We start from the raw sequence: 11915 nt of genomic DNA, 5'->3' as shown, positions 1-11915 counted from the left end.
CACAAGGCGTATCGATCATGCGTGCGACTGCCCTTTCCCTGCTGCTTTGCATGGCGTGTGTCACCGAAGCCGCGCAAATGCCGGTCGCCGCCCTACCCGGCGGCATGCTGGTCTACAAACCGGTACAAAGCGTGCGCGAGCGCAAATTCAGCGACATCGTCGAGCAGAAAACCGATTTCAGCTGCGGTGCCGCCGCACTGGCCACGGTGCTGCGCCAGGCCTATTGGCTGGATGTCGATGAAGAGCATGTCATCAAGGGCATGTTGGTCAATGCCGACCAGCAGCTCGTGCGTACCCAGGGTTTTTCCATGCTGGACATGAAACGCTATGTGGAAAGCATCGGTATGCGCGCCCGGGGCTATCGGATACCGGCAGAGAAGCTCGAAGCCGTGACGATTCCGGTGGTGGTCCTGATGGAAATACGTGGCTACAAGCACTTCGTGGTGTTGCAGCGGGCCGACAAGCAATGGGTCTACATCGGCGACCCGGTGCTGGGGCACAAGCGCTACGCCCACGACGATTTCGTCAAAGGCTGGAACGGCATCGTCTTCGCCATCGTCGGTCCAGGCTACGACAAGACCAACGCACTACGCAGTCCTCCGCAGCCGTTGACGGCACGTAACAAGCTGGACGGGTTCAACCCGGTCAAGGATGCGGAATTGATGGATTTCGGTTTCATCCAGAGCGACTTTTTTTAATCGCCGACCAACTGCCAACGATGAATACAAAAGGAGCAGGATGCTCCGGGAGCTGTACATGAGAACTTCACACTGGCTGTCGCTGGCCTGCCTGGCCGCGACCGCGTCGGGCTATGCCCATGCCGGATTCAAACCTATCGAAATCAAGGATCAGGAGCTCGCCGAGCTGCGCGGGCGTTATGTCATGCCCGGACGGGTCATCAGCTTCGGCGTCGTCATGAGCAGTACCTGGCGCAACGCCAGCGGCGACCTGATCGGCGCCACCAGCTCCATGCAGATCCAGGCCTCCACCGTCAAACCCGAGTTCTACGTCTCCACCATCAAGCAGACCGGCAACGGCAGCGCTCCGGAACAGGGCAGCGGCAACATTACCGGTGGCGCAGGTCTTGGGACGAGCCAAGGTGTGACCCAGAGCGTACGCGCTGCCGGCGACGGCAATACCGCCTACAACAACGTCAGCATCAACGTGAAAGAAAGCAACCAACCCCCTGCCCTCGCACCCTCCCAAGGCCAGTTGCTGACCAGTGGCCAGACCATCAGCGGTAGTAACGCCGCCGGCAGTGTCTCGGTAACAGCCACCGGCAGCGGTGTACAGATGGCAATCCAGGCCAACCACAACCAGGGCAGCACCCTGCAGCAAGTGGCCCAGGGCGGTCTTTTGCAAAATACCCGCCTGCTGGGCAACAGCAACCTGGTCAATAACATGACCCAGCTCAATGTGGTGCTGAACAACAATGGCCCCAGTGCCGGGGCGCTGGACTGCAACCTGACGCAGCTGCGCGGCCTACGCAACCTTGGGTATTGAACTACGCTGCTTTTCGACCACTGGGCAAATAGGGACGGCATTCTCATGTATCGATCCGTATCGTTGCGCGCTGTAATGTGTCTGAGCACATTGTTCCCGGCGACCCTGCTGCAAGCGGCACCGGATGCGGACATCGAAGCATTGAAACAGGAGTTGCTCGAGCTCAAGCAACGATACGAGGTCCAGCAGAAAGCCCTGGCGGTCCTCGAACAGCGGGTGCGCCAGGTGGAAGACCAGCCCGCGGCCCCGCCGCCCAAGCGCCTGGTCAAATCCCCTGCCGACATGAAAGGCAACCAGAACGTCGCAGGCAGCGGCGCGACAACGGCTGGCGGCAGCGGCTACGGGCAATCCCTGGCCGACGACTCGCAACCGGCCCAGAGCGTCTCCAACCTCTATGACGAGGCCAGCGGCTTCTTTGGTGGCGGCAAATTCAGCTTCGAGACCGGTGTGACCTATTCGCGCTACGACACCCGACAGCTGATTCTCAATGGCTTCCTGGCCCTGGATTCGATTTTCCTGGGCAACATCAACCTGGACCGGATCAAGGCCGACACCTGGACGCTGGATCTCACCGGCCGCTACAACTTCGACAATCGCTGGCAGTTCGACCTCAATGTGCCGGTGGTCTACCGGGAGTCCACCTACCAGTCCGGCGGCGCCAATAACGGGGCGGCCGGTGTCACCAGCGAAGAAACCGTCACCCGCGATCCCACCATCGGCGATGTCAATTTCGGCATTGCCTACAAGTTCATGGACGAATCGATCAATACCCCCGACGCCGTGGTGACCTTGCGCGTCAAGGCCCCGACCGGCAAGGATCCATTCGGCATCAAGCTGCGCCAATCCCCGAGCAACACCAACCTGTTCGTACCGGAAGATCTACCCACCGGCAACGGCGTCTGGTCGATCACCCCCGGGCTTTCCCTGGTCAAGACGTTCGACCCGGCCGTGCTGTTCGGCACCCTGGCCTACACCCACAACTTCGAGGAGTCGTTCGACGACATCAGCTCCACCGTCAACCAGAAAGTGCCGGGCAAGGTGCGGATCGGCGACAGCTTCCAGATCGGCGCAGGGCTGGCCTTTGCGTTGAACGAGAAAATGAGCATGTCGTTCTCGGTATCGGACCTGATCCAGAAGAAAAGCAAGCTCAAGCAGGACGGTGGGGATTGGGAGTCGGTGGTCTCCAGTGATGCCAATGCCGGCTACTTCAACATCGGCATGACCATCGCCGCCTCCGACAACCTGACCATCGTGCCCAACCTGTCCATCGGGCTGACCGACGATGCGCCGGATTTCAGCTTCAGCCTGAAGTTTCCGTATTACTTCTAGCCCAGGACGGGCACCTTGTGGGAGCGAGCCTGCTCGCGATGGCGGTGGATTTGTCACGAAAGAGGTGCCTGCGCTACCGCCATCGCGAGCAGGCTCGCTCCCACAGGTTGCAACCTTGCTTCAGGATGATTCAGCGGATCTGATGCTTGTGCAGCAGGCGATAGAACGTTGGGCGGGACACGCCCAGCACCCGGGCCGCGACGCTCAGGTTGTCACTGTGACGGTTGAGCACATCGCTCAGAGCCTGGCGCTCGGCACGGGTCTTGTAATCTTCAAGGGTGCCCATCGGTGCCACAATTCCATGGGGGCTGGACAGGCCAAGATCCCGGGCTTCGATCTGCCGCCCCTCGGCCAGTACCAGGCCGCGACGAACACGATTGGCCAGTTCCCGGACATTGCCCGGCCAGTCATGCATGCCCATTGCCACCAGCGCATCCTCGCTGAAGCTGCGTGGCCGGCGACCGGTTTCCTGGCTATAGAGATGGGAAAAGTGACTGGCAAGCATCGACAAGTCGCCGTGGCGTTCACGCAGCGGCGCCATCACCACTTGCAACACGTTCAGGCGATAGTACAGGTCTTCGCGAAACAGCCGGTGCTCGATGGCCGCTTCCAGATCCACGTGGGTGGCCGCCAGTACCCGCACATCGACTGCAATCGGCTGGCTGCCACCGACCCGTTCGATGTGTTTTTCCTGCAGGAATCGCAGCAGGTTGGCTTGCAGCTCCAGCGGCAGGTCACCAATCTCATCCAGAAACAGCGTCCCGCCGTGGGCCGCCTCGATGCGGCCGATCTTGCGCTGATGAGCACCGGTGAATGCGCCTTTTTCGTGGCCAAACAATTCGGACTGGATCAGGTGTTCGGGGATGGCGCCACAGTTGATGGCAATGAACGGCTTGTTGCGACGCAGGGACTGCGAATGCAGGGTGCGCGCGACCAGTTCCTTGCCGGTACCGCTCTCGCCGCGAATCAATACCGGCGACTCGGTGGGCGCCAGTTTGCTCAACAACTTGCGCAATTCTCGAATCGGTCTGCTGTCGCCCAGCAGTTCATGCTCGGGAAGTTGGACGTGAACCGAACCTTGCCCGCGCAGACGCGCCATGCCAAACGCCCGACCCAGCGTCACCTGGACCCGTGATACATCGAAGGGCAATGTATGGAAATCAAAAAACCATTCGCAGACAAAATCGCCCACATTCTTGAGCCGCAGCACTTCCTGATTGAGCACGGCGATCCACTCGGTACCGCTGCGGCTGATCAACTCCTTGACCGCTTCCGGGCGCTCCAGATGGAAAGGCTGCAACCTCAAAAGGCCCACGTCGCAGGTTCGGACGCCGGCATGTTCGAGAGAGCAGCTCTCCACCTCCCAACCAATGCTGCGTAAACCCGGAAGCAGGCGATGACAATCATCGCAGGGATCAACCACGAGCAGACGACGTGACGTACTGGCTTCGACCATGACTGATCCTTGGCGCCAAAAATAAGAAATATGATTAGAAACAGTCGTTTGGCGAACCTGCATGTAACAGTAGCAAGAAGTTGACACACCCTTGTATCAATTGATTATTGAAAACGCCTGAAAGTGGTTATAAGCGAGCGCGTTTCGTTAGTTGCCGCATGGCAAATCTTTCAGGGCGCTTTCAAACAAAAGCCTATTTGCCGGGTCTGAAAGAAAATCGAAATTTATTCAGGGATTGTGTGACCTGACCCACGGTTCGGAACATCAGTACAAGTAACCCGCCGCACGGTCCGCCCAACCGACGGCACATCATCTGATTGGGCACTTTTATGAGAGAACGCCATGAACGCCCCGCTCCGTATCAACGAAGCTCTTTTGATTGCCGACCGCGCATTTAAACCTTTCCAGTGCGTGGCCTGGGCCCCACAGGATGGTAACGGCGAATTGAGCCTGACCGTCGTTGACCGCACCAATACCCATATTGGCCGCACCCAGATTCCAAGCAGCGCCTATACCGACCCAGCCCAACTGGCCAGCCTGTTGAAACAAGCCCGCGCCGAATTGAGCCAGGAAGGTTACAAGTTGCAATCCTGGTCCATGCCGGAATAAACACGCTCTTTTACGTATACAGTCCGAGCCTGTATTGATAGCAGGCTTGGTACTGAGTCGAAAAGTCATTGCTCTGGCACGAATCGCAGCTATTTGTGCAAGGTCTGACAGTTGTGCACTGTCACATTCAGGGATTGAATGTTGCCCTCATGCAGTCATCGCCCCTCCGGGCCGGTCGACGTGCGAGGAGAGGCATGCATGCTCAATCAATTCGCGCCTGAGCGTTCAATGGCGGCGGCCAACGCCGGTCAACTGGATGCGGGTTTTGCCCAAAACGGCAAGGCATGGGTCCATTTTTCCGGTAGCACCTCCAGCCTGACCACCGGATTGGCCCTCGACCACACCGGAAGAATTCTGGTGGCGGCCAAAATCGAGACACCCCACGGCAGCCGGTTCGGGCTCACACGGCTTAACCACGACGGTTCAACCGACCCAGGTTTTGGAACCGATGGCTGTGTCATTGGTTCTTTTGAGCCCGGCTTCGAAGCAACGGCAGGCAAAGTGACCGAATTGCCCGACGGAAAGATTCTGTTATCCGGCCTGCATTACGAAAGCGCTGACCGCACCCTCCCCGCCCTGGCACTGTTCGACCAACAAGGCCGCGCCGTTCCCGGTTTCGGCAACACCGGACAACGAGTGATCCGGATCGAAGGCAATCTCTCCCAAGGTCTGCGCGATCCCTGGCTACCGCCGGGCATACCGGGCCTCGAAGCCTGCGACATGCGCGTGCAGGCTGATGGCCGGATTCTGTTACTGGCCAACCATCATTATCAAGCCTCCGACCATGTCGGCGTCCTCATCCGGCTGCTGCCGGACGGCGCGCCGGACACCTCATTCAATAGAGGCGGGTTTGTCATGGTCCGGCGCCTGTTGAAAAACACCTGGTTGAGCTGCCTCTCGCTCCAGGCCGATGGCAACATCGTGGTAGGCGGCGCCATCGATCTGCCCCAGCAGGGCTTGATGGTCCGTTACGACCCCAGCGGCAAACTCGATGACAGCTTCGGCGAGAACGGCTTCCTGTCCATCGCCGCCAAGGAACGCAGCGTGATGATCAACCAGATCGTTCAACATCAGAACGGTGACCTGCAGGCGTTCGGCAGCAGTCGCGACCCCATGCATTGCCTGTCCCTGAAAGTGCACAAGGACGGCAGGCCGGATCATGACTGGAACCAGGGACAGTGCCAGCTCCTGGAGATCGGACGCAACGCCAGCCAGTGGACCGCCGCCCAGGTTCAACCCGATGGAAAACTGGTGACCGCCGGAGCCACCATCGGCGGTATCGACGCCGACTTCGTTCTGGCCCGGCATTTGCCGGACGCCAACCTTGACACGGAGTTCGGCCATGGCAAAGGCTGGGTTCGCACCCGGCTCGGCTACAGCCTGGACACCGCCACCTCGCTCGCGATACAGGACAACGGAAAAGTCCTGGTGGGAGGCCACTCCCTCCACGGTACCTACCGAGCCGTGGTGACCCGGTATTGGTCCTGACCCGGAGAACCTTGACCGTAAATGAAGCGGTATGAATTCCTACGCTTGATATTCCGCATTGCTTACGGCAAGTTGCGCGCTTCTAAATAAAAGGAGCAGCCGATGTCCGGTTCCATGACTCAGGCTTTCGCCCACAACTTCCTTGGGCACTCACCACGCTGGTACAAGGCGTGCATCGTCACCTTCCTGATCGTCAATGCCCTGGTGCTGTGGACCCTCGGTCCGGTCGTGGCAGGCTGGATGCTGGTCGTGGAGTTCATCTTCACCCTCGCCATGGCCCTCAAATGCTATCCACTGATGCCCGGTGGCCTGTTGCTGATCGAAGCCCTGGCATTGGGCATGACGACTCCCAAGGCGCTGTACGACGAGTTGCTGCACAACTTCCCGGTGATCCTGCTGCTGATGTTCATGGTGGCCGGGATCTACTTCATGAAGGACCTGCTGCTCTTCCTGTTCTCCCGTCTACTGCTGGGCGTGCGCTCCAAGACGCTGCTGGCCCTGATGTTCTGCTTTCTCTCGGCCTTCCTATCGGCGTTTCTCGATGCATTGACGGTCACGGCGGTGATCATCAGCGCCGCCGTGGGCTTTTATTCGGTCTATCACCGCGTCGCTTCGGGCAATGATCCACGCGAGGAAAGCAGCATCGATGAAGACCACGACCTGCCTGCCTTGCACCATGGGGACCTGGATCAGTTCCGGGCATTTTTGCGCAGCCTATTGATGCATGGCGTCGTCGGCACCGCGCTGGGCGGGGTATGCACCCTGGTGGGCGAGCCGCAGAACCTGCTGATCGGTCATGAAATGGACTGGCATTTCGTGGAGTTCTTCCTGGAAGTCGCGCCGGTATCGCTGCCGGTCCTGATGGCCGGGCTGGTGACTTGCATGGCACTGGAAAAACTGCGCTGGTTCGGTTACGGCACACTGCTGCCGGATAACGTTCGTGCCGTACTGGCCGACTACGCGGAGCAGGACAACCGCGAGCGCAACTCACGCCAACGCGCGGCCCTGGTTGTCCAGGGTATCGCCGCACTGATCCTGATCGTGGCCCTGGCCCTGCATGTCGCAGAAGTCGGCCTGATCGGCCTGGGGGTCATCGTGCTGATTACAGCGTTCACCGGCATCACCGATGAGCACCGGCTGGGCAATGCGTTCAAGGACGCGATGCCGTTCACCTCGCTGCTGGTGGTGTTTTTCGCAGTGGTGGCGGTGATTCACGATCAACAGTTGTTCACACCGCTGATCCAATGGGTCCTGGCCCTGCCCGCCGATCAGCAGCCAGGCATGCTCTTTATCGCCAATGGCCTGCTGTCGGCGATCAGCGACAACGTGTTCGTGGCAACCATCTATATCACCGAGGTGAAGCAGGCCTTCGTCTCCGGTCACATGAGCCGCGAACAGTTCGAAACCCTGGCGGTGGCCATCAATACCGGCACCAACCTGCCCAGCGTCGCCACGCCTAACGGCCAGGCCGCCTTCCTGTTCCTGCTGACCTCGGCCATTGCCCCGCTGATTCGCCTGTCCTATGGCCGGATGGTGTGGATGGCCTTGCCCTACACTGTGGTCATGGGTGGCTTGGGGTGGTTTGCGGTGACGTACTGGTTGTAGACATACATCTCACAGCCCAGTGCGAAACGCGTGTGGGAGCGAGCCTGCTCGCGAAGGCGGCACGTCAGTCGACTCTATGCTGACTGACCCACCGCTTTCGCGAGCAGGCTCGCTCCCACAGGGTTCCATGTGAGTTATCGAGGCAGGATGTAGCGCTCGATCGCCAGCGCCGCGCCATCCTCGGTAACGGATGCGGTAATCACATCGGCCTGGCGCCTGATCGACTCCTCTGCCTGCCCCATGGCAATCGACAGGCCCGCACGGTGGAACATCGCCGGATCATTGCCGCCGTCCCCCATCGCCGCCGTCTGCTCCAACGGCACGCCCAGGAATGCTGCCAGGGTCGACAACGCCTCCCCCTTGTTGGCCTGCATCGCCGTAACGTCCAGGTAGATCGGTTGCGAACGCGACACTTGGGCCTGCCCCTTGAGCAGCGGATGCAAGCGGGCCTCCAGCTCGACCAGCAGACCCGTATTGGCGCTGGTGGCGACGATCTTGTCGATGCGCTCCAGGTAGGGTTCGAAACTCTCCACCTCAACTGGCGGGTAGCCCAGGCCACGGGTTTCCACCGGCACCATCGGCCCGTTGGCATCACGCACCAGCCAGTGGCCATCGGCAAACACCCAGACCTCGATGCCGGGCTGATCGGCGTACAGCGCCAGGGTCGTCAACGCCGCCTCCGGTGGCAGGTAGTGCACGGCAAGAAAACTGCCGTCCGGATGAACCAGCGTACCGCCGTTGAACGCCGCCGTGGGCAAGTCGACACCCAGGGCTTCGATCTGCTGCAACATCGCCCGTGGTGGCCGTCCGGTGGCCAGGCTGAACAACACGCCGGCCTCGCGCAGGGCACGAACGGCTTCGATGGTGCGCTGGTTGAGACTGTGGTCGGGCAGGAGCAACGTGCCGTCCATGTCGCTGAGCAGTAATCGGATGGGATGTTTCACTGGCTCACTCATCCGAGGTCATGCCAGGCACGACCATCGCGTGTCAGCAAATCATCGGCGGCGGCCGGGCCATCCTCTCCGGCCTTGTAGGGCTGGACGGTCGCGTCCTGCTGCCAGGCATCGAGAAACGGCTGGACGGCACGCCAGCCATTCTCGATGTTGTCGGCGCGCTGGAACAACGTCTGATCGCCGGTCAGGCAATCGTAGATCAGGGTTTCGTAACCCGTGGATGGCTGCATTTCGAAGAAATCCTTGTAGGCGAAGCCCAATTCTATATTCGCCATGTCGAGCGTCGGTCCCGGCCGCTTGGCCAGCAGATCGAACCACATGCCTTCATTGGGCTGGATCTGTATCTTCAGGTAAGTAGGTTGCAATTCCTCGACTTCCGTATCGCGAAACTGCGCGTACGGCGCCGGCTTGAAACAAATGATGATTTCCGTGTCCCGTACACTCATGCGCTTGCCGGTACGCAGATAAAACGGCACGCCCACCCACCGCCAGTTGTCGATCATGACCTTCAGGGCGACGTATGTTTCGGTGCCGCTGTCGGCCGCCACGTTGGCTTCCTGGCGATAGCCGTTCACCGGCGTGCCATCGATTGCACCGGCGATGTACTGGCCGCGTACCGAATTGGCGCGAGCCTGTTCCACCGACCAGGGTCGGATGGCGCCGACCACCTTGGCCTTCTCCCCTCGCACTGCATCGGCACCGAAGGCAGCCGGCGGTTCCATCGCCACCATCGCCAATAACTGGAACAGATGGTTGGGCACCATGTCCCGCAGCGCACCGGTGTGTTCGTAAAAACTGCCACGGGTTTCCACGCCGACCGTTTCGGCGGCGGTGATTTGCACGTGGTCGATGTAATGATTGTTCCAGAACGCTTCGAACAAACTGTTGGAGAAACGGCTGACCAGGATGTTCTGTACCGTTTCCTTGCCCAGATAATGGTCGATCCGATAGATCTGCTTCTCGCTCATGACCTTGAGCAAGCAGGCATTGAGCGCTTCGGCGGTGTGCAGATCCGAGCCGAACGGCTTTTCGATCACCACCCGCCGAAAGGCGTCAGCCTGTTCCTCAAGCAACCCGGCCGCACCGAGGCGGCGGACCACCTCACTGAAAAAGCGCGGCGCGGTCGCCAGGTAGAACACCGCATTGCCGGTACCGCTGGCAGCGATCTTCGCCGCCAGCGCTGCATAGGTGCCGTCGTCGAGGAAGTCGCCCTGCACGTAGCTGATGCCTTTGGCCAAGCGGGCCCACAGTACCGGATCGAGCGCACGGCCGGCATCGCCGCCCTCGCTCGCGGCTTCGTGACGGATGAAGTCCTCGAGTTTCCTGGCAAAGTCCAGGTCACTGATGGCGTTGTGATCAACGCCAATGATCTGCAGTCCATCCCCTAGCAACCCGTCACGGCTGAGGTGGTACAACGCCGGCATCAGCAGACGCTTGACCAGGTCACCATGAGCACCGAACAGGAACAACGTGGTCGGCGGTGCGGGTTCTGCCTTGGATTTCCTGCCGATCGAGGTCATTTTTTCGGCGTCTCCACATGGCCGCCGAAGCCGAAGCGCATGGCCGACAGCATTTTGTCGCCATAAGTGCTCTGCTGGCGGGAACGGAAACGGGCGAACAGCGAACTGGAGAGCACCGGCACCGGCACCGCTTGCTCGATAGCCGCCTCGATGGTCCAACGCCCTTCGCCGCTGTCGGCCACTTCACCGGAAAAGCCGTCCAGCTTCGGATCGCTGGCCAGGGCATCCGCCGTCAGGTCGAGCAACCAGGACGACACCACGCTTCCGCGCCGCCAGACTTCGGCGATATCGGCCAGATTGAGGTCGAAACGTTGCTCCGGCGGCAGGCTTTCGCTGGACTTGGTCTTGAGGATATCGAAGCCCTCGGCGAAGGCCTGCATCATGCCGTACTCGATGCCGTTATGGATCATTTTCACGAAATGCCCGGAACCCGCCGGGCCGGCATGAATATAGCCGCGCTCGGCGCGATCATCGTCGGACTTGCGGTCACGGGTGCGAGGAATATCGCCCATTCCCGGTGCCAGGCTGGCGAACAGCGGATCCAGGCGCGTCACCACGTCGGCATCGCCGCCGATCATCATGCAATAACCGCGCTCCAGGCCCCAGACGCCGCCGGAAGTGCCCACATCCATGTAGTTCAAGCCCTTTTCCGACAGCGCCTGGGCGCGACGGATGTCGTCCTTGTAGTACGAATTACCGCCATCGATGATCACATCACCTGGCTCCAGCAGCGCGCTGAGCGCGTTGATGGTGTCTTCAGTGGGCGCGCCGGCCGGCAGCATGACCCAGACCGCTCGCGGTTTTTCCAGCCCGGCTACCAGTGCCGGCAGGTCCGCCACACCCGTGGCGCCTTCCTGGACCAGTTTTTCGACGAACGCGGTGTTGCGGTCATAGACCACCGTGGTGTGCCCATCGAGCATCAGGCGCCGCGCAATATTGCCGCCCATGCGGCCCAGTCCAATAATCCCGAGTTGCATGTGCTGATGCTCCCTACTACAAATAAAGGTAAGTCAAAGGTTTAGCTTCAATATGATTTGGCTGCGACAAATGGAGGTTAGTCCAGAGCCTTGCTGCATAGTTTCCGGTTAATTCGTGCGATCACAAGGGGGTAACGCTTCAAACCCGGTCGAAGGCACGACTACCATGAAAAATAAAAAAGTTCCATTCACGAGCAAAAGAAATCAGAATCGGCGCCGATAGTAGAGTGTCGACCAAAAAAGCTGGCGACATCTCTATAGTTGATGTAGCCATTTGCGAGGTGAGCAATGGACCCAGTCGTTACCGCACGTCCTCCCCAAACCCTTTACGTGACCATTCGTCGCGACGAATTGCGCCTTCTCAAGGAAGAACGCGATCTGCTGCTCGATGAAGTGACCCAGTTGCGCATGCAGTTGCAGCATGCCCAATTGTCCCATCAAGGCCAGGCCCTGGCTCGATAATCCCCCTGTAGGA

11 protein-coding genes are annotated in these 11915 nt (G+C 60.0%); 7 read left to right on the top strand and 4 right to left on the bottom strand.

Going from position 1 to position 11915, the window contains the following annotated elements:
* Positions 1–17 precede the first annotated feature (17 nt).
* The 3 genes from FGE05_RS12925 to FGE05_RS12915 are packed head-to-tail and all read left to right on the top strand — an operon-like array spanning position 18 to position 2832.
* Entirely contained in the window at positions 18–698 is a 681-nt protein-coding gene (locus tag FGE05_RS12925) for a C39 family peptidase (RefSeq protein ID WP_139645447.1), read from the top strand.
* Between the two features lie 58 nt (positions 699–756).
* Positions 757–1503, top strand: a complete 747-nt coding sequence (locus FGE05_RS12920; RefSeq protein ID WP_139645446.1) for a hypothetical protein — start codon at positions 757–759, stop codon at positions 1501–1503.
* A 45-nt stretch (positions 1504–1548) separates the two neighbouring features.
* Positions 1549–2832 carry a transporter gene (locus tag FGE05_RS12915; protein ID WP_139645443.1) on the top strand — a complete coding sequence of 428 codons (1284 nt, stop codon included), beginning with the start codon at positions 1549–1551 and terminating at the stop codon, positions 2830–2832.
* 130 nt (positions 2833–2962) lie between these two features.
* On the opposite strand, the gene FGE05_RS12910 is transcribed toward FGE05_RS12915, so the two are convergent.
* Positions 2963–4288 carry a sigma-54 dependent transcriptional regulator gene (locus FGE05_RS12910; RefSeq protein WP_139645441.1) on the bottom strand — a complete coding sequence of 442 codons (1326 nt, stop codon included), beginning with the start codon at positions 4286–4288 and terminating at the stop codon, positions 2963–2965.
* Positions 4289–4630: 342 nt separating this feature from the next.
* Between FGE05_RS12910 and FGE05_RS12905 the strand changes: the two genes are divergently transcribed.
* From FGE05_RS12905 to nhaB, 3 genes are all read left to right on the top strand, one after another.
* The gene (locus FGE05_RS12905; RefSeq protein ID WP_139645439.1) at positions 4631–4897 is read left to right on the top strand and encodes a hypothetical protein; all 267 of its coding nucleotides are present in this window, start codon (positions 4631–4633) and stop codon (positions 4895–4897) included.
* Between the two features lie 198 nt (positions 4898–5095).
* Complete coding sequence (locus tag FGE05_RS12900; RefSeq protein WP_139645437.1) at positions 5096–6385, top strand: hypothetical protein; 1290 nt, start codon at positions 5096–5098, stop codon at positions 6383–6385.
* A gap of 102 nt (positions 6386–6487) precedes the next feature.
* Complete coding sequence (gene nhaB, locus FGE05_RS12895) at positions 6488–7990, top strand: sodium/proton antiporter NhaB (protein WP_139645434.1); 1503 nt, start codon at positions 6488–6490, stop codon at positions 7988–7990.
* A 134-nt stretch (positions 7991–8124) separates the two neighbouring features.
* Here nhaB and FGE05_RS12890 read toward each other — a convergent pair whose 3' ends face one another.
* From FGE05_RS12890 to gnd, 3 genes are read right to left on the bottom strand one after another with little or no spacing between them, the layout of a single operon-like run.
* The gene (locus tag FGE05_RS12890; protein WP_139645432.1) at positions 8125–8946 is read right to left on the bottom strand and encodes an HAD family hydrolase; all 822 of its coding nucleotides are present in this window, start codon (positions 8944–8946) and stop codon (positions 8125–8127) included.
* Complete coding sequence (gene zwf / locus FGE05_RS12885) at positions 8943–10463, bottom strand: glucose-6-phosphate dehydrogenase (protein WP_139645430.1); 1521 nt, start codon at positions 10461–10463, stop codon at positions 8943–8945. Before zwf ends, FGE05_RS12890 begins: the two co-directional genes overlap by 4 nt.
* A complete protein-coding gene (gene gnd, locus FGE05_RS12880; RefSeq protein ID WP_257225648.1) occupies positions 10460–11464 on the bottom strand; it encodes a phosphogluconate dehydrogenase (NAD(+)-dependent, decarboxylating) in 1005 nt (334 codons plus the stop codon). The genes zwf and gnd overlap by 4 nt, the downstream gene beginning before the upstream one ends.
* A gap of 264 nt (positions 11465–11728) precedes the next feature.
* Here gnd and FGE05_RS29850 point away from each other — a divergent pair, with 264 nt between their 5' ends.
* Positions 11729–11902, top strand: a complete 174-nt coding sequence (locus FGE05_RS29850) for a DUF6026 family protein (protein WP_162843604.1) — start codon at positions 11729–11731, stop codon at positions 11900–11902.
* Positions 11903–11915: the final 13 nt, after the last annotated feature.

Origin of the sequence: Pseudomonas sp. ICMP22404, from assembly GCF_006227205.1 — a bacterium.
Taxonomy (GTDB): domain Bacteria; phylum Pseudomonadota; class Gammaproteobacteria; order Pseudomonadales; family Pseudomonadaceae; genus Aquipseudomonas.
Note: the sequence above shows the minus strand (reverse complement) of the source record. Positions and strands in the feature narration are given on the sequence as shown.

Coding starts and splice junctions, on each gene's coding strand:
- FGE05_RS12925 (WP_139645447.1), top strand. CDS start 18: ATGCGTGCGACTGCCCTTTCCCTGCTGCTTTGCATGGCGTGTGTCACC.
- FGE05_RS12920 (WP_139645446.1), top strand. CDS start 757: ATGAGAACTTCACACTGGCTGTCGCTGGCCTGCCTGGCCGCGACCGCG.
- FGE05_RS12915 (WP_139645443.1), top strand. CDS start 1,549: ATGTATCGATCCGTATCGTTGCGCGCTGTAATGTGTCTGAGCACATTG.
- FGE05_RS12910 (WP_139645441.1), bottom strand. CDS start 4,288: ATGGTCGAAGCCAGTACGTCACGTCGTCTGCTCGTGGTTGATCCCTGC.
- FGE05_RS12905 (WP_139645439.1), top strand. CDS start 4,631: ATGAACGCCCCGCTCCGTATCAACGAAGCTCTTTTGATTGCCGACCGC.
- FGE05_RS12900 (WP_139645437.1), top strand. CDS start 5,096: ATGCTCAATCAATTCGCGCCTGAGCGTTCAATGGCGGCGGCCAACGCC.
- nhaB (WP_139645434.1), top strand. CDS start 6,488: ATGTCCGGTTCCATGACTCAGGCTTTCGCCCACAACTTCCTTGGGCAC.
- FGE05_RS12890 (WP_139645432.1), bottom strand. CDS start 8,946: ATGAGTGAGCCAGTGAAACATCCCATCCGATTACTGCTCAGCGACATG.
- zwf (WP_139645430.1), bottom strand. CDS start 10,463: ATGACCTCGATCGGCAGGAAATCCAAGGCAGAACCCGCACCGCCGACC.
- FGE05_RS29850 (WP_162843604.1), top strand. CDS start 11,729: ATGGACCCAGTCGTTACCGCACGTCCTCCCCAAACCCTTTACGTGACC.